Origin of the sequence: Mumia sp. zg.B53 (assembly GCF_019550935.1) — a bacterium.
Taxonomy (GTDB): domain Bacteria; phylum Actinomycetota; class Actinomycetes; order Propionibacteriales; family Nocardioidaceae; genus Mumia.
On the sequence record NZ_JAHWCK010000002.1, the window covers coordinates 470624 to 492290 of the forward strand.

The following is a 21667-nucleotide window of genomic DNA, read 5'->3' on the forward strand; positions in this document are numbered from 1 at the left end:
CTAGCGTCTGTCGTGTGGAGCGACGGGGAGCAGACAGAGCGAGCGAGGCGGCGAGGCGGCGCCTCGAGCTGCTGGCGCGCGAGCTCGACCATCGCGGGGGCGCGTGGGACGCCCCTTACACCGCCGCGACCGCCGGCGATCAGCTCGGTGACCGGTTCGGTGACCGGTTCGGTGACCAGCTCGATGACCAGTTCGACGAGGTGGGGACGGACGCGGCAGGCGACGGTCTGGACGAGCTCTGGCCGACCGGGATGCTTCCGGCGACCCGGATCCCGGGTCCGGCGACCGGGTCGTCGCGCAGATCGCTCGGACCGTCCAGTGACTCGACCGAGCTCGACGAGAGGGGGTGGGGGCGTCACCGCTCGGGCACGGTGCGAGCGACCGGGCAGTCACCGGTCGAGGGCAGTCGACCACCCCTTCCTCGCCTGAGCGTGCTCGGCGACGGGGTGACGCCTCGTCACGTCGGGGTCGCGATCGTGGTCGTGCTCCTTGCGGCCGGGGCGGTGATCTGGTGGGTGCTGCGCGCGCAGCCGCAGGCGGTCGTCGCCGAGCCGGTCGCGCCAGGGGCGTCCGGGAGCCCTTCGGACGTCGCGGTGCCCCAGGCGGACGGACAGCCGGCTGCCGGCGCCGCAGTGCCCAGCGCGACCGCGCCGGCGCAGGTCGTCGTCGACGTCACCGGGCGCGTCCGGCGGCCCGGCATCGTGACGCTGCCGTCCGGCTCGCGCGTCGCCGACGCGATCACGGCGGCGGGCGGCTCGCGGCGCGGCGCCGACCTGTCGTCGGTCAACCTGGCGCGCGTGCTCGTCGACGGCGAGCAGGTCGTGGTCGGGCTCCCGGCCGTCACCGCCCTTCCCGCGCCGGCTCCTCAGACGGCGCCAGGCGGAGGTCCGTCAGGCCCTGGCGGGGTCGTCAACCTCAACACCGCGACGCTCGAGCAGCTCGACACGCTGCCGCAGGTCGGCCCGGTGACCGCGCAGGCGATCCTCGACTGGCGGACGGAGCACGGACGGTTCACCGCGGTCGAGGAGCTCCTCGAGGTCCGGGGGATCGGTGACGCCACCTTGGCGCGGTTGCGCGACCTCGTCACCGTCTGAGCACGGTGTCGGCTCGTACGCCCCACCCCGGGACGGGCGACCCTCACCGGTCGCCGCGTGCGCCTGCACCTCGGCCCCGTGCCGCTGTCGCGGTCGACCGTGACGACGAGGTCGACCTGCGGATGCTCGGGCCCGCTCTGGGTGCGTGGTCCGGTGCGGTGGTGGCGACGCGGCTCGAGCTGGTCACCGCCGTCTCCGTCACCACGGCGGCCGTTCTCGTGTGTCTCGTGCTGTCCCGGGTGCTCACGCCGTTGCGCCGGCGCTCGGCGTGGGTCGGGCTCACGCTGGTGCTGCTCCTCACCTCCGTGGTGCTGGGGTCGGTCCGGACGGAGTCCCACCGGCGGTCGTTCGTCGCCGAGCTCGCTCAGGACGGAGCGACGGTCCGCGCTGTCGCACGGGTGACGACGGACCCTCGGGTGGTCCGCGGCACCTTCGGCTCGGCCACGGTGTTCGCGGCGACGCTGGTGCGGGCTGAGGCACGGGGCCGGGCGGTCACCCTGCGCGCGCCCGTGACGGTGTGGGTGCGCGGAGACCCACCCATCATCGGCCTCGGCGAGGAGGTCGAGGTCGTCGGCCGCGCGCGTCCGGCCGACGACTCCGCCCACGCCGCCACGCTGTCCGCGACGAGCGTGCGTCCTCGTCCCGGGGGCGACCCCGCGTGGTGGTGGGACGCTGCCGGATCCGCGCGCGCGGCGGTGAGTGCGTCGGTCGCATCCCGGGGGCACGACGTGTCGGCGCTGGTCCCGGCGCTCGTGCACGGCGACGACCACGCTCTGCCCGACGACCTGAGGGCGGCGTTCCAGACCAGCGGACTCACCCACCTCCTCGCCGTCTCGGGCACCAACCTGACCTTGCTGGTCGGGTTCCTGCTCGCCCTCGCACGACCCCTCGGTGCAGGCCCGAGGAGCCGGGTAGTGCTCGCCGTGCTCGCCACGGTCGCGTACGTGCTGCTGGCGCGTCCGGAGCCGTCGGTCGTCCGCGCCGCGATCATGGGTTTGGTCGGGGTCGCTGGGCTGAGCACCGGCGGACGCAGGCGTGGTGCCCGCTGCCTCGCCTGGGCCGTCGTCGCCGTGGTGGTTCTCGACCCCTGGCTGGCGACGTCGGCCGGATTCCTGCTCTCGGCGGTCGCGACCGGCGGCATCCTCCTGCTCGCGCCTGTCTGGCGCGATGCCCTGGCCCGGTGGATGCCGCGCTGGCTCGCCGAGGCGGTGGCGGTCCCAGCCGCCGCGCAGCTCGCCTGCACCGCACCCGTCGCCGCGCTGTCCGGGGAGGTCTCGGTCGTGGCCGTCGTCGCCAACCTCCTCGCCGCACCCGCCGTCGGACCCGCGACCGTGCTGGGTCTCTCGGGTGGGTTGCTCGGGCTCGTGTGGGCGCCCTCGGGTGCTGCGGTGGGCCTGGTGACCGCGCTCCCCGCCGGCTGGATCGTCCTGGTGGGTCGTCGTGCGGCTGACCTCCCCGGTGCCGCCGCGACCGTCGGTGACGGGCCGGTGGCGGTGAGCGCGCTGGTGGTCGTCAGTGCTGCCATCGCCGTGACCGGCCACCGTCTCCTACGACGACCCGTTCTCACCTGCCTGGTCCTGGCCGCTGTCACGGCGGTCACCGTCGCCCCCCTTCGCCCGGGCTGGCCCCCTCGGGGGTGGGTGATGGTGGCCTGCGACGTGGGGCAAGGGGACGCCACGGTCCTGAAGGCCGGTCCCGGCTCAGCGGTCGTCGTCGACGCCGGCCCCGACGCGCGCTCGGTCGACCGCTGTCTCCGCGACCTCGGCGTACGCAACGTGCCCGCGATGCTCGTGACGCACGACCACGCCGACCATGTCGACGGCCTGCCCGGCGTGACGCGTCGCCGCTCGCTCGCCTGGATCGGCGCCGGTCCGAGCAGCCCCGACGTCACGGACGTGCCCGTGCGTGAGCTGACGGCCGGAGACCGTTGGCGCGCTGGGGAGGTCACGCTGACCGTTCTCGGGCCTCTTGCCCGCCCCGGGCCTTCTGGCGTCGTCCCCACGGCGGTGACCGAGGACACCGCCAACGACGCGAGCCTCGTCCTGCTCGCGGAGACCTCGGGCGTCCGGGTCCTGCTGACCGGGGACGTGGAGCCCCCCGCGCAGCGGGCTCTCGCCGCGGCCTACCCCACACTCCAGGTCGACGTCCTCAAGGTTCCGCACCACGGCAGCGCGCACCAAGAGGTGGCGTGGCTGACAGGTCTCGGCGCGCGCTGGGCGACGGTCAGCGCGGGGGAGGGCAACACCTACGGCCATCCGGCACCGGAGACGTTGCAGCACCTCCGAGACGCCGGGGCCACGATCTTGCGTACCGATCCGGGTCGTGACGTCGCGGTCGTCGTACGCGACGGCCAGGTGTCCGGTGTCGTTCGCTGACCGTCGTCGGCGGTGTCCTCGCGACGTGGCATGCTGAGCGGCGATGGCGTCCTTGTTCAGCACCGTGCTCCTCGTCACCGGCGGTGTCGAGTTCCTCACCGACCGCGCGATGAGACGTGCTCTCGCTCAGCTCCACGACGAAGACCCCGAGGTGTCGGTCTCCGACGTCGAGGGCTCGACGATCGGGCAGGGCGAGCTGGCCGCGCTCACCAGTCCATCGTTGTTCTCCTCCCACAGCGCGGTCGTCGTACGCGGGATCGAGAGCCTCGACGCGACCGCGGCCGACGAGCTGCTCGCCTACGCCGCAGCGCCGGCGCCCGACGTCGCGGTCGTGCTCACCCATGGCGGGGGCCAGAAGGGCAAGGGCGTCCTCGACAAGCTCCGCAAGCTCGCGGCCGTCAAGGAGGTCACGACCACGGCACCCAAGCCCTGGGAGGTCTCGCGCTGGGTCGCTGCAGAGGTCCGTCACCTCGGCGCCTCCATCTCCGAGGAGGCGGCGGGCTACCTGGTCGACGCGGTGGGGCACGACCTTCGCTCCCTCGCCGCGGCCGCCGACCAGCTCGTCGACGCCGCGACCGGTGCCGACGGCAAGCGCGCACCGATCTCCCTCGAGCTCGTCCGTCAATACTTCGGTGGACGTGCGGAGGTGAAGGGCTTCGACATCGCCGACGCGGCGATCGACGGTGAGACGGCTCGCGCGCTCGAACAGCTGAGGTGGGCCCTCAACAACAACGTGGCCCCCGTGCTCATCACCTCGGCGTTCGCGACAGGGCTCCGTTCGCTCGCCCGTTACGGCGTGGCGTCGAGCAAGGGCCTCCGTGAGGCCGAGCTGGCGCGCGAGGTCGGTGCGCCGCCGTTCCGGCTCAAGCGGCTGCGTGCGCAGCTGCGGGGGTGGGACACCGCAGGGCTCACGACGGCCATCGGCGCCGTCGCCCGAGCAGACCTCGACGTCAAGGGAGCGTCAGACCCGCACTACGCGCTGGAGCGGATGGTCCTCACCGTCGCCGCCTCGCGCGTCCAGTGACGGCGCGATCTCGCCCGGACGCACGAACGGCACCCCCCGCCGGGAGGTGCCGTTGCGTCGGTGAGGTCAGGCGCTCAGAGCGCTGCTGACTTCTTCGCGATGGACGACTTGCGGTTAGCCGCCTGGTTCTTGTGGATGACGCCCTTGGACGCAGCCTTGTCGAGCTTGCGGGTCGCTGCCCTCGCGAGCTGCTGCGCCTCGTCGGTGTTGCCGGCGTCGATGGCGTCGGTGAACCGGCGGACGACGGTCTTCAGCTCCGAGCGCACGGCCTTGTTGCGCTCACGCGCACGCTCGTTCTGCCGGTTGCGCTTGATCTGCGACTTGATGTTTGCCACGGGGCAAGCCTCGTTGTTCTGTCGAAGTGGATGGGTGCGCGCGCGGACACGGACACGCGACCACCCACTGTATCAGCGGCAGACCGGTCGGCCAAAACGCGCCTCGATCCTGCCGGGAGCCGTCCGACGACGAGCGGGATGGCCGAAGCCAGCGGCCCTCGTCCACCGCACGCGTGCAGTGGACGAGGGCCGCGTCGGGTCGCCTCCGTACTAGCGCGGCGGCGGATAACCGCCGTCGCGGCGCTCCTCGACCACGTGCGTCGAGCGCGTGCGCTGGTGGTTGACGATCAGCGAGACGACGATGGCGGCGACGCCCGCGAGGAGCAGGATCCAGCCGAGCGTCCCCGTGTCCACCACGGTCGTGTCGATGTTGATGACGTCCAGGGCGAAGATCAGGCCGAGGACGATGAGAACGATGCCGAGTCCGATGACCACGACAGTCCTTTCTCTGGGGGATGGTGGCGCTCAACGTACCCGGCCTGGTCCCGGCCGTCAGGCCACCGCGGCCGCCGCCGGGGCGAGAAAAGCCCGGGGCGTCAGCGCACCGGCACGATCCGGTAGCCCAGCGGCATCAGCGAGATCGGGATCATCTTGAAGTTCGCGAGACCGAGCGGGATGCCGATGATGGTGAGGCAGAGGGCGATCCCGCTGACCAGGTGGGCGATCGCGAGCCAGACTCCGGCCAGGACGATCCAGATCACGTTGCCGATCATCGACGCCACCCCGGCGGACGGGTTCGGCTCGATGGTGCGCCCGAAGGGCCACAGCGCGTAGGAGGCGATGCGGAACGACGCGATCCCCCAGGGGATGCCGATGATCGTGATGCAGAGCAGGACACCGGCGAGCGTGTAGCCGATCGCGAGCCAGATCCCGCTGAGCAGGAGCCAGATGACGTTGAGGATCACGTTCACGCTCGAACTGTAAGGCGCATTGCGTGGCGACGTACGACCTGTGCCCTCATGCATTCGGGAACCTGGGGCCGTCATGGGAGGATGGGAGGCACCATGGCCAAGACCTCTCCTGCCTCCTCGGCGCCCGCTCCCGGGGCGACCGATCCGGCGATCCTCCGCAACTTCAGCATCATCGCCCACATCGACCACGGCAAGTCGACGCTGGCCGACCGGATGCTGCAGCACACGGGCGTCGTCGACGGTCGCGCGATGCGCGCGCAGTACCTCGACCGGATGGACATCGAGCGCGAGCGCGGCATCACGATCAAGAGCCAGGCCGTACGGCTGCCGTTCACCAAGTCGACCGGTGAGGACGCGGGGACGACGTACGTCCTCAACCTCATCGACACCCCCGGCCACGTCGACTTCACGTACGAGGTCAGTCGCAGCCTCGCGGCGTGCGAAGGCGCCATCTTGTTGGTGGACGCCGCGCAGGGCATCGAGGCCCAGACGCTGGCCAACCTCTACCTCGCGCTCGACGCGGACCTGACGGTCATCCCCGTGCTCAACAAGATCGACCTCCCGAGCGCGCAGCCGGACAAGTTCGCCGAGGAGCTGGCGCACCTGGTCGGCTGCGAGCCCGACGAGGTCCTGCGGGTCTCGGCCAAGACCGGGGTCGGCGTCGAGGCGGTGCTCAACGCGGTCGTCGACCAGATCCCCGCGCCCGTCGGGAAGCCCGACGAGTCGGCCCGCGCAATGATCTTCGACTCCGTCTACGACACCTATCGCGGCGTGGTGACCTACATCCGGGTGATCGACGGCCACCTGTCGCACCGCGACAAGATCAAGATGATGTCCACCGGTGCCGTGCACGAGCTGCTCGAGGTCGGCGTCATCTCGCCGGAGCCGAACAAGGCCGACCGGATCGGCGTGGGGGAGGTCGGCTACCTCATCACCGGGGTGAAAGAGGTGCGCCAGTCCCGCGTCGGCGACACCGTGACCTCGGCGCAGAAGCCGGCCACCGAGGCGCTCGGCGGCTACCGGCACCCCAACCCGATGGTCTTCGCCGGCCTCTACCCGATGGACGGCGACGACTACCCGACGCTGCGTGACGCGCTCGACAAGCTCCAGCTCAACGACGCCGCGCTGCAGTACGAGCCGGAGACGTCCGGAGCCCTCGGGTTCGGCTTCCGCATCGGTTTCCTCGGCCTGCTCCACATGGAGATCGTGCGGGAGCGGCTCGAGCGCGAGTTCAACCTCGACCTCATCTCGACGACTCCCAACGTGGTCTACCGGGTCGTCATGGAGGACGGCAGCGAGCACCGGGTCACCAACCCGAGCGAGTATCCGACGGGCAAGATCTCCGAGGTCTACGAGCCGGTGGTGCGGGCGACCGTCCTGACGCCGACCGACTACATCGGACCCGTGATGGAGCTGTGCCAGACGCGACGCGGCACCCTCCTCGGGATGGACTACCTCTCGGCGGACCGGGTCGAGATCCGCTACACCGTCCCGCTCGGAGAGATCGTCTTCGACTTCTTCGACAACCTCAAGAGCCGCACCAAGGGCTACGCCTCGCTCGACTACGAGGCGACCGGCGAGCAGGCCGCCGACCTGGTCAAGGTCGACATCCTGCTCCAGGGCGACCCGGTCGACGCCTTCAGCGCCATCGTGCACCGCGACAACGCCTACTCGTACGGCGTCGCGCTCGCGCAGAAGCTCAAGGAGCTCATCCCGCGCCAGCAGTTCGAGGTGCCGATCCAGGCGGCGATCGGTGCTCGGGTCATCGCCCGCGAGACCATCCGCGCGATCCGCAAGGACGTCCTCGCCAAGTGCTACGGCGGTGACATCAGCCGCAAGCGCAAGCTGCTCGAGAAGCAGAAGGAAGGCAAGAAGCGGATGAAGATGGTCGGCCGCGTCGAGGTGCCGCAGGAGGCGTTCGTGGCCGCGCTCTCCACCGGCGACTCGGGTGACAAGGGCAAGAAGTAGCCTCCCGTGAGGGCCGCCACGCTCGCCGACGTCGAGCTCCTCAGAGACATCGAGCGAGCGGCGGACGAGCGGTTCCGGGAGATCGGCCGGGACCTGGTCGCGGACGGTGAACCCGCGCCGTACGAGACGGTGGCCGCGGCGGTCGGTCGCGGCAGGGCGTGGGTCGAGGTCGGGGACGCCGGCGCGCCGGTGGCGTACGCGCTCGCAGACGTGCTGGACGGCCGGGCCTTCCTCGAGCAGCTCTCCGTCCTCCCGGAGCACGGCCGACAGGGGATCGGTGCAGCGCTCGTCGACGTGGTCGCGGGGTGGGCACTCGCAGGCGGGCACGCCGAGCTGACGTTGACGACCTTCGCCGACGTGCCGTGGAACGCGCCGTACTACCGGCGCCTCGGCTTCGAGGTGGTGCCCGAGGCGCGGTGGAGCGCGGGTCTGCGTGAGCGTCATGTCGCCGAGTCGGCGTACTTCCGCCCTTGGCCACGGATCGTCATGGCGAGGCCGTTGCGCTGATCTGCGCCGACTCTTGAACACGTTCGAAGGCTGATGCTAGATTCGAACATGTTCAAGTCTCCTGATGGCGCTCTCTGATGGCCAAGGACACCCGCGACCGGCTGACCGCTGCCGCGCTACGGCTGTTCCGCGACGACGGCTACCAGGCGACGACCATGCGCCGCATCGCGGACGAGGCCGGGCTGTCGCTCGGCAACGCCTACTACTACTTCTCGGGCAAGGACGAGCTTGTCCACGAGCTTTACGTCAGCGTCCAGCGCGAGCACCGTGACGTTGCGCTCCCGCGCCTCGTCGAAAGGGCTCCACTCGCGGACAACCTGCGCGCGGCCCTGCACGCCGGCCTCGACGTGATGACGCCCTACCACGGCTTCGGCACCACGTTCGTGCAGCAGGCGCTCCCCGCCTCGTCGTCGGCGAGCCCGTTCTCCGCGGAGTCGGGGAATGCGAGGGCAATGGCGGTCGACCTCATGGAGCACGTGGTCGCCACCTCCAAGGTGCGAGTGCCGAGCGGACTACGCGACCGGCTCCCGGACCTGCTCTGGTTGCTCTACCTCGGTGTGACGCTCCATTGGGTCGTCGATCCGTCGCCGGAGCAGCAGCGCACACGGTTGCTCGTGGATCGGCTCGCACCGGTGGTCTCGAAGGCGGTCGCCCTGTCCCGACTCCCGGTGGCGCGGGGCCTGGTCGACGACGTCGTGGCGCTCACCCAGCCGTCCTCCGGTTCGCTGCGATGAGGCGCGGTGCGGTCGCCGTCGTCGCCGGAGCCTCCGGATACATCGGTCAGCACCTGGTTCGCGCCTGGTCGCGCCACGGGGCGGTGGTGCGGACGATCGGGCGCGGTCCGGACGCGGACGCGAGCTGGGACGACGCGGCGGGGCTCGCCGACGTGCTCGGCGGTGCCGACATCCTCGTGAATCTCGCCGGGCGCTCGGTGAGCTGCCGCTACTCCAAGCCCAACGCTGACGCGATCTTCGCCTCACGTACGGAGACCACCGCACTACTCGGCCGGGTCCTCGCCGCGTCGGCGTCCCCGCCGTCGCTGTGGGTCAACGCGAGCACGGCGACGATCTACCGCGATGCGCGAGACCGTCCCATGGACGAGGTGACAGGAGAGCGTGGCGCCGGGTTCTCCGTGGCCGTCGCGCGGGCGTGGGAGCACGAGCTCTTCGACGCGCCCACGGCCGTACGGAAGGTGGCGCTGAGGATGGCGATCGTCCTCGGTGCCGGCGGTGGTGCCGTGAACCCGTTCATCAACCTGGCCCGCCTCGGCTTCGGTGGACCGATGGGGGACGGCGGTCAGATGTTCAGCTGGGTGCACGTGGACGACGTCGTGCGCGTGGTGGACCATCTCGCCGAGCACCCCGAGATCGCCGGACCGGTCAACGTGGCCGCCCCTGACGCGGTGACGAACGCGGAGATGATGCGATCGGTGCGCCGGGCGTTCGGCCGCTCGCACGGTGTCCCGCTGCCGACCTGGGCGCTCGAAGCTGGAGCGCGGCTCATCAGGACCGAGGCCGAGCTCGTGCTCAAGAGCCGCTGGGTCGACCCGGCGACCCTGAGAGGGTCCGGGTTCGCGTTCGCCCATCCCGACCTCGACGGGGCGCTCGACGAGATCGCGTCGCGCACGCGGCGAGGGCTCCTTCCGGTCGCGCTCGGCTGACCTGGTCCGCGGCCGACGGGCACCCTGCGTCACCAGGGGTGCTGATCGATAACGATTATCTGGTGGATGTGCCTCGGATCACGTCGATCACGTACGATTCGAGCCATCCTGTGATCGCCATCACCACCCCTAACGATGAGGTGCACCCTTCATGGCCAACGCCCCGACACCCGAGCATCTGGAGATTGTCGAGTCCCGTGCCAAGAACGTCGGCGAGATGTTCTTCGCCCGAGTACGCGAGACCCCCACTCGTGAGGCCTACCGCTACCCGGTCGGCGAGAACTGGCGCTCCCTGACCTGGGGCGAGACCGGAGACGTCGTCTCCCGGATCGCGGCAGGTCTCGTCTCGCTCGGCATCAAGCCGGAGGAGCGCGTCGCGATCGCGTCCGGGACCCGCTACGAGTGGATCCTCGCCGACCTCGCCATCATGGCGGCGGGCGCTGCGACGACCACCGTCTACCCGACGACCGTGACCGACGACGTCGCCTACATCCTCGCGGACTCCGGGAGCCGGATCGTCTTCGCCGAGGACGCCGTCCAGCTGGCGAAGCTCCAGGACAAGCGCAGCGAGCTCCCCGACGTGATCAAGGTCGTGCTGTTCGACGGTGACCACGACAGCGACTGGGTGATCACCCTCTCCGACCTCGAGCAGCTCGGAGACAAGCTGCTCGCCGAGCAGCCGTCGGTCGTCGAGGAGCGCGTCGCCGCGATCTCGCCGGACCAGCTCGCGACCCTGATCTACACCTCCGGCACGACCGGCCGTCCCAAGGGAGTCCGGCTCACGCACGACTCGTGGACGTACGAGGGAGCAGCGGTCGCCGCGGGCGGCTACATCACCATCGACGACCTCCAGTACCTCTGGCTCCCGATGGCACACTCTTTCGGCAAGGTGCTCCTGTCGACGCAGCTGCAGATCGGCTTCCCGACCGCCGTCGACGGCGCCATCCCCAAGATCGTCGACAACCTCGCCGTCGTGAAGCCGACGTTCATGGGCGCGGCACCGCGCATCTTCGAGAAGGCCTACGGCCGCATCGTCGGGATGATGGAGGAGGAGGGCGGCGCCAAGCTCAAGCTCTTCCGTTGGGCGACCAAGGTGGCGGCCCAGGTCAAGGCTCTCGAGCGAGAGGGCAAGAAGGTCCCCGCCGGGCTGGCCTTCCAGCACCGGCTCGCCGACAAGATCGTCCTCTCGAAGGTGCGGGACCGATTCGGTGGACGCGTCCGCTTCTTCATCTCCGGAGCCTCCGCGCTGTCGCAGGAGGTCGCCGAGTGGTTCGAGGCTGCCGGCATCCTCATCCTCGAGGGCTACGGCCTCACCGAGAGTGCGGCCGGTTCCTTCGTGAACCACCCCGACCAGTACAAGCTCGGCACCGTGGGCCTGCCGATGCCTGGCACCGAGGTCAAGATCGCGGAGGACGGCGAGATCCTCATCAAGGGTCCCGGTGTCATGCAGGGCTACCACAACCTCGAGACCGAGTCCGCGTCCACGGTGACCGACGACGGCTGGCTCGCGACGGGCGACATCGGCCAGATCGACGAGGACGGGTTCCTCCGGATCACCGACCGCAAGAAGGACCTCTTCAAGACCTCGGGCGGCAAGTACGTCGCGCCGTCGCACGTCGAGGGCGTCTTCAAGGGTGTGTGCCCGCTCGCCAGCCAGATGGTGGTGCACGGCAACAACCGCAACTTCGTGAGCGCCCTCATCACGATCGATCCCGACGCCGCGACGCTCTTCGCCGAGAACCACGGCCTGGCGGGCAAGTCGTACGCCGAGATCGTGACGTCGCCGCAGATGCACAAGGCGATCGAGGGCTACGTCGAGGAGCTCAACTCCAAGCTCAACCGCTGGGAGACGATCAAGAAGTGGCAGATCCTCGACCGCGACCTGTCGGTCGAGGAGGGCGAGATGACGCCGAGCCTCAAGCTCAAGCGCAAGTTCGTCGAGGACAAGTACCGCCCGATCCTGGACGAGTTCTACGCCGGCACCTGACCGGCAGCTGTCTCAGGAGGGCCGCACCCCGTCGGGGTGCGGCCCTCCTCTGCGTGAGAGCGGGGTCGCCTACGGCAGGAGGCGGCGCACGACCGCGTCCGCGAGGAGGCGGCCGCGGACGGTGAGAACGAGACGGTGGCTGTCGTCGGAGAGCTCGACGAGCCCGTCGGAGACGAGCCCCGGCACGGCGGCACGTCCCGCGGCATCCAGCCGGACGAGCGGCATGCCGTCGTGCAGGCGCGACTCGAGCAGCACCTGCTCCACACGACGGGTCTCGAGGTCGAGGATCTCGCGCCCGTGCCCGGGGGATCGGCCCTCGGCCAGCCGCTGGGCGTAGGCGGCGGGGTGCTTGACGTTCCACCAGCGGGTGCCGGCGACGTGGCTGTGCGCCCCCGGCCCGAAGCCCCACCAGTCGGCACCGGTCCAGTAGAGCTCGTTGTGGCGGCACCGCGCGGCGTCGTCGCGGGCCCAGTTCGACAGCTCGTACCACCCGAGGCCGGCGGCGCTGAGCCGCGCGTCCGCGGCGAGATACATGTCGGCCATCAGGTCGTCGTCGGGAGCTGCGACCTCGCCGCGGGAGACGCGGCGTGCGAGCGCGGTCCCCTCCTCGACGATGAGGGCATAGGCACTGACATGGTCGGGACCGAGTGCGAGTGCCGTGTCGAGCGACCGCTCCCAGTCCGCCAGCGACTCTCCGGGCGTGCCGTAGATGAGGTCGACGCTCACCTGCGAGAAGCCGGCGTCGCGGGCCCACCGCACGACGTCAGGCAGTCTGGCCGGGTCGTGCGTGCGGTCCAGCGTTGCGAGAACGTGAGGGACCGCGGACTGCATGCCGTACGAGATGCGGGTGAAACCGCGTGAGCGGAGCGTGGCGAGAGACGCGGGGGTCACGCTGTCGGGGTTCGCCTCCGTGGTGGCCTCGTAGCCGGCCGCCAGCCCGAAGGTCTTGTCGATCCCCTCGAGGATGCGTCCGAGGTCGTCGGAGGCGAGGAGTGTGGGCGTGCCGCCGCCGATGAACACCGTCTCGACCTCCGGCAACGGGCGGTCGGCACGCTGGAGCACCTGAGCCGCCAGCGCGATCTCGGCGAGCACGGTGTCGGCGTAGGAGTCGTGCGAGGCGCCCGGTCCGAGCTCGGACGACGTGTAGGTGTTGAAGTCGCAGTAGCCGCACCGCGTCACGCAGAACGGGACGTGGACGTACACGCCGAAGGGCGCGCCCCCGAGGGCGTCGAGCGAGGCTGCAGGGAGGGCGCCGTCAGCGGGGACGGCTTGTCCCTCGGGAAGCGTGGACGGCATGCCTCCAGTGTCGCAGGGCGGCTGCAAGGACTCTTGCGGTCGGATCCGCTGCTACCTATAGTGCTATTCAGATAGCACATTAGGAGTATCGAATGATCGAGTTCCACCTGGACTCCCGGTCGGGCGTCTCCGCGTACCTGCAGCTCGTTCAGCAGGTACGCCGCGCCCTCCGCCTCGGGCTCCTCGACGAGGGCGACCAGCTCCCGACCGTCAAGGACGTCGCGCGTGCGCTGGCGATCAACCCCAACACCGTCCTGAAGGCCTACCGCGACCTCGAGCGCGACGGCCTCGTTGCTCCGCGTCCGGGTGTCGGCACGTTCGTCACGCGGACCCTCACCGACAACACGCTGGCGGCGCACGGCCCGCTGCGTACCGACCTCCAGCGGTGGCTGTCCAAGGCCCGCCGCGCCGGCCTCGACGACGAGAGCATCGAGGCGTTGTTCATGACCACCTTTCGGGCCGCCTCCGAGGAGGACATCGCATGACCACAGCACTGAGAACGCATGAGCTCGGCAAGAGATACGGCCGAAGTCGCCACTGGGCCCTGAAGGACTGCACGCTGGAGCTCCCGGCCGGCCGCGTGGTGGGTCTCGTCGGGCCGAACGGCGCCGGCAAGAGCACGCTGCTCGGCCTCGCGGCCGGGATGCTCGTGCCCACCGTCGGTCGCATCGAGGTGCTGGGCGAGGGGCCGTCGTCCGGCGCTGAGCACCAGGCGCGCGTCGGCTACGTGAGTCAGGATGCGCCGACCTATCGTGGGATGAGTGTCGCCGACCACCTCCGGATTGGCTCGCACCTCAACCCGCGATGGGACGACGTGCTCGTCCGGGACCGGATCGACCGGCTCGGCATCGACCTGCGGCGCCGCACCGGCAGCCTCTCGGGAGGCCAGCGCGCCCAGATCGCGCTCACGGTGGCGATCGGCAAGCGGCCGGAGCTGCTGATCCTCGACGAGCCCGTCGCGGCCCTCGACCCGCTCGCCCGACGCGAGTTCATGCAGGACCTGATGGAGGCGGTCGCCGAGCAGGACCTCACGGTCGTCCTGTCCTCGCACCTCGTCTCGGACCTCGAGCGCGCCTGTGACTACCTCGTCGTGCTGGTGGACTCCGAGGTCCGGGTCGCGGGCGACCTCGACGATCTGCTGGCCTCGCACCGCCGCATGACCGGCGCGCGGCGTCCCTCCGACGCAGGCCCAGCCGGCCACCACGTCGTGACGGCGAGCCATACCGACCGCCAGAGCACGTTCGTCGTCCGCACCGGCGGACCCGCGGTCGATCCCTCCTGGGACGTGACCCCTCTCGGGCTCGAGGATCTGGTGCTCGCCTACCTGCGCGGCGACGCCTCGTACGAGCGCCCGCGCCCGACCGTCGAGGTGATCCGATGATCTGGCTGACATGGCGCCAGCTGCGTGTCCAGGCGATTCCGGTCGCGGGTGCCGTCGCTCTGCTGCTCGTGGCACTGGCCATCACCGGGCCTGGGATCGTCGACGCGGCAGAGGACGGCGCACGCTCGTTCCTGACAGGACTGAGCGCCGACGCGTTCAAGGTCACGCTCTACTACGTCGGCATCGCGGCGGCGTACGTCTTCCCGCTCGTCGTCGGGGCGTTCTGGGGGGCGCCGATGGTCGCGCGCGAGCTGGAGGCGCGGACGCACCGCCTCGCGTGGAGCCAGTCGGTCACGCGCACACGGTGGCTCGCCGTCAAACTCCTCGGCGCCGCCCTGGTCACGGTGTCGGTCGCTGGGCTGCTGTCGTGGGGTGTGACCTGGTGGGCCGGACCGATCGAGCGCGCGATCGCGACCGGCGAGGGGACGGGGCCGTTCATGGTCTCGCGCATCGAGCCCGCAGTCTTCGGAGCCCGGGGCCTCGTCCCGATCGGGTACGCCGTGCTGGCGCTCGCGATCGGCGTGCTGGCTGGGCTCGTGGTGCGACGGACAGTCGCGGCGATGGCAGTGACGCTCGTCCTCGTCCTTGGCGTCCAGCTGTTCGTCGGGGTCGTCGTGCGGGCCCAGCTCGTCGAACCCGAGAAGGCCACGAGCTCGATCACGCAGGAGAACCTCGTCGGTCTGATGGTCGAAGGAGCCTCAGGTCCAGGAGACCCGATCGAGAACGTCTCCGAGATCCGTGTCGAGACGGGTCGCACCGGCACGTGGGAGCTGTCGAACGTCACGCTCGATGCCGACGGCGAGCGCATGCGGTCGTTGCCGGCGTGGGTGGCCGACTGCGGCGGGCCGCCACCGGGGGAGAGCGCGCAGGCGGGTGCGCGGGCGGCGTGCTTCGACCGGTTGGCGGACGAGGGCTATCGGCAGCAGGTCACGTGGCACCCGTCCAGCGCCTTCTGGACTCTGCAGTGGCGCGAGACGGCGCTGCTCCTCGTACTCGCGCTCGGCCTCGGCGGGCTGTGTTTCTGGCGGATCCGCGGCGACGCACCGTAAGGGCGGGCGCGGTCAGGTCGTGACGAAGTCGATGAGCTCCTCGACCCGCCCGAGCAGCGCCGGCTCGAGGTCGGCGTAGGAGCGGACGGACCCGAGGATGCGCTTCCAGGCGTGCGCGATGTCGGCCTGGTTCCGGTGGGGCCACCCGAGCGACTGGCAGATGCCGTGCTTCCACGACATCGAGCGTGGGATCACCGGCCACTTCTCCAGCCCGAGGCGCTCGGGCTTCACGCCCTGCCAGACGTCGACGTACGGGTGCCCGACGACGAGCACGTGCTCCTTGTGCGGTCCGCGCAGCACCGAGGCGGCGATGCGCGACTCCTTCGACCCCGGGACGAGATGGTCCACGAGCACGCCCAGGCGGCGTCCCGGACCGGGCTTGAAGCGGTCGACGACCGACGGGAGGTCGTCGACCCCCTCGAGGTACTCGACCGCCACCCCCTCGATCCGCAGGTCGTCACCCCACACCTTCTCGACCAGCTCCGCGTCATGACGTCCCTCGACGTAGATGCGGCTCGCGCGTGCGACCCGTGCCTTCGCGTCGTGGACGGCGACCGAGCCGGACGCGGTGTGCGTCGCGCGTGCGGGCGCGGCGTGTCGTACCGGCGCCTTGAGCACGACCGGCTTGCCCTCGAGGAGGAAGCCCGGCCCGAGGGGGAAGGTACGCCGCCTCCCGCGACGGTCCTCCAGCTCGACGGTGTCGAGATCTCGGTCGGTGCGCGTCACGGCGCCGCAGAAGTCGGTCTGGACCTCCTCGAGCACCATCCCCACCTCCGCCTCCACCTCGGTGGACCGCCCTCGCTTGGGGACGCGCCAGTCGCCGGCCAGGACATCGGATCCGTATCGGTCGTGAGCCACGAGGAGCAAACTAGCCGAAAGAACGTGCGGCACCTCGCAGCCACACGCGACTGGTGAGGCTGGCTAGACTGGCACTCAGGGCACCGGAGTGCCAAAGATCATCGACACGAGGAGGGACCGTGGCTGACGTCGTGCTCGATGAACGCAAGCTCGCGGTCCTGCGCGCCATCGTGGAGGACTACGTGGCGACCCAGGAGCCGGTGGGCTCGCGGGCGCTCGTCGACCGCCATCAGCTGGGTGTGTCGCCGGCGACGGTCCGCAACGACATGGCGATCCTCGAGGAGCACGGGTTCATCGCCCAGCCGCACACCAGCGCGGGCCGGATCCCGACCGACAAGGGCTACCGCCTCTTCGTCGACCGGCTTGCCTCCGTCCGGCGGCTGAGTCCTCCCGAACGCCGTGCGATCGAGTCGTTCCTCGACGGCGCGGTCGACGTCGACGACGTCGTCCAGCGAAGTGTCCGGCTGCTCTCTCAGCTGACCCACCAGGTCGCGCTCGTGCAGTACCCCTCCCTGACCCGCTCGACCGTCCGTCACGTCGAGCTGGTCCCGATGGAGCGCGGCCGCATCCTGCTGGTGCTGATCACCAGCTCCGGACGTGTCGACCAGCGCATCGTGGAGCTCCCCGAAGAGCCGTCCGAGATGCTCCTCGCGGACTTGCGAGCGCGGATGATCGGCGCCGCGGTCGGGCAGCGGCTGCCGGACGCCTCGGCATCGGTGGCCGACCTCATCACGACCTTCCGTCCCGAGGAGCAGCCCATCGCCACCGCTGTCGTCGCGACGCTCACCCGGGCGTTCTCCGACGAGCGGGCCGACGAACGCGTTGCCGTGGGCGGGGCCGCCAACCTCGCCCGGTTCGGCACCGACTTCGACACCTCGATCAAGCCGGTCCTCGAGGCGCTCGAGGAGCACGTGGTGCTGCTCAAGCTCCTCGGCGAGGCCACCTCTCCGACCACGCTCACCGTCCGCATCGGCACGGAGGTTCCGTACGAGGAGCTCTCGGCGACCTCCCTCGTGGCCACCGCGTACGGCACCGACGACGAGCCGCTCGCCACCCTCGGCGTCGTCGGGCCCACCAGGATGGACTACCCCGGCACCATGGCGGCGGTACGCGCCGTCGCACGCTATGTCGGCCAGACCCTCAGCGACTGAGAGACAGACAACGACGCATGAGCCAGAACTACTACGAGACCCTCGGTGTGAGTCGCGACGCGACTCCGGAGGAGATCAAGAAGGCGTACCGGAGGCTGGCGCGCAGCCTGCACCCGGACGTGAATCCAGACCCTGAGGCGCAGGAGCGGTTCAAGACCGTCACCGTCGCCTACGAGGTGCTCTCCGACGTGGACAAGCGGTCGTTCTACGACCGCGGAGGCGATCCCCTCGCCGGTGCGGGTGCCAGCGGCGGCTTCGGCGCCGGCTTCTCGTTCAACGACATCATGGACGCGTTCTTCGGGCAGCAGACCCAGCGCGGCCCACGTGGTCGTGCCCGGCGCGGCAACGACGCCTTGATCCGCATCGGCGTCCAGCTGGCCGAGGCGGCCTTCGGGACCACGCGCGAGCTCAAGGTCGACACCGCCGTGGTCTGCTCGACCTGTCACGGCAACGGCTCGGCCGACGGCGCGGAGCCGATCACCTGCCAGACGTGCCGCGGGCACGGCGAGGTGCAGCACGTGCAGCGGTCGTTCCTCGGAGACATCCGTACGGCCCGCCCCTGCCCGACCTGCCAGGGTTACGGCACCGTGATCGCGAACCCGTGCGAGGAGTGCTCCGGTGACGGCCGGGTCCGCGCCCGTCGCACGCTGACCATCAAGGTGCCCGCCGGCGTGGACAGCGGCACTCGGATCCAGCTGACCGGCGAGGGTGAGGTCGGGCCCGGCGGCGGTCCCGCCGCCGACCTGTACGTCGAGGTCGAGGTGGAGCCGCACGACGTCTTCACCCGCTCCGACGACGACCTCTACTGCGACGTCCGGGTCCCCATGACCGCTGCGGCGCTCGGCACTCAGATCGACCTGCCGACGCTCGAGGCCGACACCGGTGTCCCGGCCGAGGAGGCCACGATCGGCTTCGACATCGTCCCCGGCACCCAGTCCGGCGAGACGGTCACGATCCGCGGTCGCGGCGTCCCGCACCTGCGCGGGGTCGGACGCGGTGACCTCAAGGTCCGCGTGGTCGTCGAGACACCCACCAAGCTCGACGACCGGCAGCGCGAGCTGCTCGGCCTCCTCGCCACCGAGCGGGGCGAGGAGCTGGTCGAGGGCGAGTTCGCCGCACCGCACCGGCGGGTGTTCGACCGCATCCGGGACGCCTTCCGCTGATCGGAGCCACCGAGGCGGCACCCGGCGGTCGAGATCGTGCTTTCGTGCGACCGCCGATGCCGCCTACGATGGACGAGTCCGAACTCACAGAAGGAGAACTGCTCCCGCGGGAGCGCCGATGACTACGCCTGAACCCTTGCAGCACATGGTCACGATCCCGGCGAGCATCCCCATGGTGTCGCTGCTGGGCCCCACCGACGAGTTCCTGCGCCTGATCGAGGCCAGCTTCGACGCTGACATCCACGTCCGCGGCAACCAGGTCTCCATCCGCGCGACGGCCGCGGAGTCGGCGATGGTCGAGCGTCTCCTCGAGGAGCTCGTGACCATGATCCGAACCGGTCAGGGCCTGACGCCCGAGACGATCGAGCGGAGCATCGCGATCCTCCGGGCTGAGACCGAGGAGCGCCCCGCCGACGTGCTGAGCCTCAATATCCTCTCCAACCGCGGCCGTACGATCCGCCCCAAGACGCTCAACCAGAAGCGCTACGTGGACGCGATCGACCGACAGACGATCGTCTTCGGGATCGGTCCGGCGGGTACGGGCAAGACCTATCTCGCCATGGCCAAGGCCGTCCAGGCCCTGCAGGCGAAGGAGGTCAACCGGATCATCCTCACGCGTCCTGCCGTCGAGGCCGGCGAGAACCTCGGCTTCCTGCCGGGCACGCTGAGCGAGAAGATCGATCCCTACCTCCGGCCGCTGTACGACGCCCTCCACGACATGCTGGATCCCGAGACGATCCCCAAGCTGCTCGCGGCCGGGACGATCGAGGTCGCACCGCTGGCGTACATGCGCGGGCGGACCCTCAACGACGCCTTCATCATCCTCGACGAGGCACAGAACACCTCGCCGGAGCAGATGAAGATGTTCCTCACGCGCCTGGGATTCGGTTCCAAGATGGTCGTGACCGGCGACGTGACCCAGATCGATCTCCCCAACGGCCAGCGCAGCGGGCTGAGGATCGTCCGCGAGATCCTGGACGGCGTCAAGGACATCTCGTTCCCGGTGCTGACCTCGGCCGACGTGGTTCGTCACAAGCTGGTCGGCCGTATCGTCGCCGCCTACGACGAGTACGAGGGTGAGGGCGAGAGTCGTGAACGTCGACATTCTTGACGAGTCGAGCTTTCGTGATGCCGACGGGGCCCCCGTCGACATCGAGCGCCTGACCCGCCTGTCGCGGTTCGTGATGGAGCAGATGCGACTGGCGCCCGCGACGGAGATGACGATGATCGTCGTCGACGCCGGCACGATGACCGAGTACAACGAGAAGTGGATGGACAAGACAGGCCCCACCGACGTCCTGTCCTTCCCGATGGACGAGCTCCGACCCGGCACCGACGACCTGGAGGCCGAAGAGGGATACCTCGGCGACATGGTGCTGTGCCCCGAGGTCGCCACGGCCGACGCCGAGGCCGAGGGCCTGGTCCTCGCCGACCACCTCGAGCTGTTGACGGTGCACGGGATCCTTCACCTGCTGGGCTACGACCACGCCGAGCCCGAGGAGTACGAGGAGATGTTCGCGCTGCAGGACGCGCTGCTCGCGCGCTGGCGCGACGGCGGACGCACGACGGAGGAGGCGCAGTCGTGAGCTCCGACGTGTGGCTCGTGGTGTCGGCGATCGTGCTGGTGGTCCTCGCGGGGCTCCTCGCGAGCATGGACGCCGCCATCTCGACCTTCTCCAAGGCGCGCGCCGACGAGCTCGTCGCCGAGGGCCGCTCCGGAGCGGCGAGGATCGCCAAGATCGTCCGCGATCCCGCCCCGTACATCAACACCGCGCTGTTCCTCCGCATCCTCGCCGAGACGGGCGCGGTCGTGATGGTGGCGGTCGTCTTCGTCCACGCTCTCGACGGGCAGTGGGAGCAGGTGGTCGTCGCGACCCTGGTCATGGCGGTCGTGTCGTTCGTGGCGATCGGAGTCGGTCCGCGCACGCTCGGGCGCCAGAACTCCGAACGCGTCGCGCTGCTGTCCGCCGCACCGCTGGCCGCCATCACCCGGATCCTCGGGCCGGTGCCGCGGCTGCTGATCATGGTCGGCAACGCGCTGACGCCGGGCAAGGGGTTCCGGGAAGGACCGTTCTCCTCCGAGGCCGAGCTGCGCGAGCTCGTCGACCTGGCAGAGCAGAGCGCGCTCATCGAGTCCGACGAGCGTCAGATGATCCACTCGGTCTTCGAGCTCGGCGACACGGTCGTGCGCGAGGTGATGGTGCCTCGGACCGACGTGGTGTTCATCGAGCGCACCAAGACCCTTCGCCAGGCCATGTCGCTCGCGCTGCGCAGCGGCTACTCCCGCATCCCGGTGACCGGCGAGAGCCTCGACGACGTCGTCGGCATGGCCTACCTCAAGGACATCACCAAGCGGGTCTTCGACAACCGTGACGCCGAGACCACCGAGCGGGTGGAGTCGGTCATGCGGCCGTGCTCCTATGTGCCCGACTCCAAGCCCGCGGCCGACCTGCTGCGCGGGATGCAGTCGGAGCGGACACACGTGGCGATCGTCGTCGACGAGTACGGCGGCACCGCCGGGATGGTGACGATCGAGGACATCCTCGAGGAGATCGTCGGTGAGATCACCGACGAGTACGACGCGCCGCCGGAGGACGTCGAGCACCTCTCCAACGGCTCGGTGCGGATCAGCGCTCGTTATGACGTCGACGATCTTCAGCACCTCTTCGGCGTCCCCATCGAGGACGACGACGTCGACTCCGTCGGTGGTCTCATGGCGAAGCACCTCGGCAAGGTCCCGATCGCCGGCAGCGAGGTGTTGCTCGACGGCCTGCGCTTCGTCGCCGAGGCGCCTCGCGGACGCCGCAACCGCATCGGCACGGTCCTGGTCAGCCGCGAGGAGACCGAGGACGACTCCGCGGAGTCGGTCGGCGCGGCCGCGTCCGGCTGAGGGCTCGCCGATACCCTG

21 protein-coding genes are annotated in these 21667 nt (G+C 70.2%); 16 read left to right on the forward strand and 5 right to left on the reverse strand.

Translation table 11 applies throughout. The annotated features are described in order from the left end of the window. Window positions 1-14: 14 nt before the first annotated feature. Genes KV102_RS13385 through holA form a run of 3 tightly spaced genes read left to right on the forward strand, consistent with a single transcriptional unit; the run spans window position 15 to window position 4493 of the window. Window positions 15-1094, forward strand: coding sequence for a ComEA family DNA-binding protein (locus KV102_RS13385; protein ID WP_308290333.1), 1080 nt, complete (start codon window positions 15-17; stop codon window positions 1092-1094). A 5-nt stretch (window positions 1095-1099) separates the two neighbouring features. Next, window positions 1100-3469, forward strand: coding sequence for a ComEC/Rec2 family competence protein (locus KV102_RS13390; protein WP_220346566.1), 2370 nt, complete (start codon window positions 1100-1102; stop codon window positions 3467-3469). 43 nt (window positions 3470-3512) lie between these two features. Next, window positions 3513-4493, forward strand: coding sequence for a DNA polymerase III subunit delta (gene holA, locus KV102_RS13395; RefSeq protein WP_220346567.1), 981 nt, complete (start codon window positions 3513-3515; stop codon window positions 4491-4493). 74 nt (window positions 4494-4567) lie between these two features. Here holA and rpsT read toward each other — a convergent pair whose 3' ends face one another. The 3 genes from rpsT to KV102_RS13410 form a co-directional block, all read right to left on the reverse strand. Then, a complete protein-coding gene (gene rpsT / locus KV102_RS13400; RefSeq protein ID WP_220344199.1) occupies window positions 4568-4828 on the reverse strand; it encodes a 30S ribosomal protein S20 in 261 nt (86 codons plus the stop codon). A gap of 210 nt (window positions 4829-5038) precedes the next feature. Further along, complete coding sequence (locus tag KV102_RS13405; RefSeq protein WP_220344200.1) at window positions 5039-5263, reverse strand: DUF6458 family protein; 225 nt, start codon at window positions 5261-5263, stop codon at window positions 5039-5041. Window positions 5264-5364: 101 nt separating this feature from the next. Beyond that, window positions 5365-5739 carry a YccF domain-containing protein gene (locus KV102_RS13410; RefSeq protein WP_220344201.1) on the reverse strand — a complete coding sequence of 125 codons (375 nt, stop codon included), beginning with the start codon at window positions 5737-5739 and terminating at the stop codon, window positions 5365-5367. A gap of 93 nt (window positions 5740-5832) precedes the next feature. On the opposite strand from KV102_RS13410, the gene lepA reads away from it, so the two are divergent. From lepA to KV102_RS13435, 5 genes are all read left to right on the forward strand, one after another. Further along, window positions 5833-7707, forward strand: a complete 1875-nt coding sequence (lepA, locus tag KV102_RS13415) for a translation elongation factor 4 (protein ID WP_220344202.1) — start codon at window positions 5833-5835, stop codon at window positions 7705-7707. A gap of 6 nt (window positions 7708-7713) precedes the next feature. Further along, window positions 7714-8214, forward strand: coding sequence for a GNAT family N-acetyltransferase (locus KV102_RS13420; RefSeq protein WP_220344203.1), 501 nt, complete (start codon window positions 7714-7716; stop codon window positions 8212-8214). A 77-nt stretch (window positions 8215-8291) separates the two neighbouring features. Next, window positions 8292-8948, forward strand: coding sequence for a TetR/AcrR family transcriptional regulator (locus tag KV102_RS13425; RefSeq protein ID WP_220346568.1), 657 nt, complete (start codon window positions 8292-8294; stop codon window positions 8946-8948). Continuing rightward, entirely contained in the window at window positions 8945-9874 is a 930-nt protein-coding gene (locus KV102_RS13430) for a TIGR01777 family oxidoreductase (RefSeq protein ID WP_220346569.1), read from the forward strand. Before KV102_RS13425 ends, KV102_RS13430 begins: the two co-directional genes overlap by 4 nt. Before the next feature lie 151 nt (window positions 9875-10025). Then, entirely contained in the window at window positions 10026-11861 is a 1836-nt protein-coding gene (locus KV102_RS13435; protein WP_220344206.1) for a long-chain fatty acid--CoA ligase, read from the forward strand. A 69-nt stretch (window positions 11862-11930) separates the two neighbouring features. Here the strand turns inward: KV102_RS13435 and hemW are convergent, their stop codons facing one another. After that, window positions 11931-13157 (reverse strand): radical SAM family heme chaperone HemW, encoded by a 1227-nt coding sequence (gene hemW, locus KV102_RS13440; RefSeq protein ID WP_220346570.1) that lies wholly within the window; start codon window positions 13155-13157, stop codon window positions 11931-11933. Between the two features lie 92 nt (window positions 13158-13249). Here hemW and KV102_RS13445 point away from each other — a divergent pair, with 92 nt between their 5' ends. From KV102_RS13445 to KV102_RS13455, 3 genes are read left to right on the forward strand one after another with little or no spacing between them, the layout of a single operon-like run. Further along, window positions 13250-13642, forward strand: a complete 393-nt coding sequence (locus tag KV102_RS13445) for a GntR family transcriptional regulator (protein ID WP_220344208.1) — start codon at window positions 13250-13252, stop codon at window positions 13640-13642. Next, window positions 13639-14538 carry an ABC transporter ATP-binding protein gene (locus KV102_RS13450; RefSeq protein ID WP_220344209.1) on the forward strand — a complete coding sequence of 300 codons (900 nt, stop codon included), beginning with the start codon at window positions 13639-13641 and terminating at the stop codon, window positions 14536-14538. The genes KV102_RS13445 and KV102_RS13450 overlap by 4 nt, the downstream gene beginning before the upstream one ends. Next, window positions 14535-15587 (forward strand): ABC transporter permease, encoded by a 1053-nt coding sequence (locus tag KV102_RS13455; RefSeq protein ID WP_220346571.1) that lies wholly within the window; start codon window positions 14535-14537, stop codon window positions 15585-15587. The genes KV102_RS13450 and KV102_RS13455 overlap by 4 nt, the downstream gene beginning before the upstream one ends. Window positions 15588-15599: 12 nt before the next feature. On the opposite strand, the gene KV102_RS13460 is transcribed toward KV102_RS13455, so the two are convergent. Continuing rightward, window positions 15600-16454, reverse strand: a complete 855-nt coding sequence (locus tag KV102_RS13460) for a DUF3097 domain-containing protein (RefSeq protein ID WP_220346624.1) — start codon at window positions 16452-16454, stop codon at window positions 15600-15602. A 122-nt stretch (window positions 16455-16576) separates the two neighbouring features. Here KV102_RS13460 and hrcA point away from each other — a divergent pair, with 122 nt between their 5' ends. From hrcA to KV102_RS13485, 5 genes are all read left to right on the forward strand, one after another. After that, complete coding sequence (gene hrcA / locus KV102_RS13465; RefSeq protein WP_220344717.1) at window positions 16577-17596, forward strand: heat-inducible transcriptional repressor HrcA; 1020 nt, start codon at window positions 16577-16579, stop codon at window positions 17594-17596. A 17-nt stretch (window positions 17597-17613) separates the two neighbouring features. Beyond that, window positions 17614-18759, forward strand: coding sequence for a molecular chaperone DnaJ (gene dnaJ / locus KV102_RS13470; RefSeq protein WP_220344211.1), 1146 nt, complete (start codon window positions 17614-17616; stop codon window positions 18757-18759). Between the two features lie 118 nt (window positions 18760-18877). Further along, window positions 18878-19870 (forward strand): PhoH family protein, encoded by a 993-nt coding sequence (locus KV102_RS13475; protein ID WP_255559410.1) that lies wholly within the window; start codon window positions 18878-18880, stop codon window positions 19868-19870. Further along, window positions 19851-20345 (forward strand): rRNA maturation RNase YbeY, encoded by a 495-nt coding sequence (ybeY, locus tag KV102_RS13480; RefSeq protein WP_220346572.1) that lies wholly within the window; start codon window positions 19851-19853, stop codon window positions 20343-20345. The genes KV102_RS13475 and ybeY overlap by 20 nt, the downstream gene beginning before the upstream one ends. Next, a complete protein-coding gene (locus KV102_RS13485; protein WP_220344213.1) occupies window positions 20342-21649 on the forward strand; it encodes a hemolysin family protein in 1308 nt (435 codons plus the stop codon). Before ybeY ends, KV102_RS13485 begins: the two co-directional genes overlap by 4 nt. Window positions 21650-21667: the final 18 nt, after the last annotated feature.

Bases quoted from the DNA above. Each gene is read 5' to 3' on its own strand.
- KV102_RS13475 (WP_255559410.1), top strand. From the start codon at position 18,878: ATGACTACGCCTGAACCCTTGCAGCACATGGTCACGATCCCGGCGAGC.
- KV102_RS13435 (WP_220344206.1), top strand. From the start codon at position 10,026: ATGGCCAACGCCCCGACACCCGAGCATCTGGAGATTGTCGAGTCCCGT.
- dnaJ (WP_220344211.1), top strand. From the start codon at position 17,614: ATGAGCCAGAACTACTACGAGACCCTCGGTGTGAGTCGCGACGCGACT.
- KV102_RS13425 (WP_220346568.1), top strand. From the start codon at position 8,292: ATGGCCAAGGACACCCGCGACCGGCTGACCGCTGCCGCGCTACGGCTG.
- hemW (WP_220346570.1), bottom strand. From the start codon at position 13,157: ATGCCGTCCACGCTTCCCGAGGGACAAGCCGTCCCCGCTGACGGCGCC.
- KV102_RS13445 (WP_220344208.1), top strand. From the start codon at position 13,250: ATGATCGAGTTCCACCTGGACTCCCGGTCGGGCGTCTCCGCGTACCTG.
- KV102_RS13430 (WP_220346569.1), top strand. From the start codon at position 8,945: ATGAGGCGCGGTGCGGTCGCCGTCGTCGCCGGAGCCTCCGGATACATC.
- holA (WP_220346567.1), top strand. From the start codon at position 3,513: ATGGCGTCCTTGTTCAGCACCGTGCTCCTCGTCACCGGCGGTGTCGAG.
- KV102_RS13455 (WP_220346571.1), top strand. From the start codon at position 14,535: ATGATCTGGCTGACATGGCGCCAGCTGCGTGTCCAGGCGATTCCGGTC.
- lepA (WP_220344202.1), top strand. From the start codon at position 5,833: ATGGCCAAGACCTCTCCTGCCTCCTCGGCGCCCGCTCCCGGGGCGACC.
- KV102_RS13450 (WP_220344209.1), top strand. From the start codon at position 13,639: ATGACCACAGCACTGAGAACGCATGAGCTCGGCAAGAGATACGGCCGA.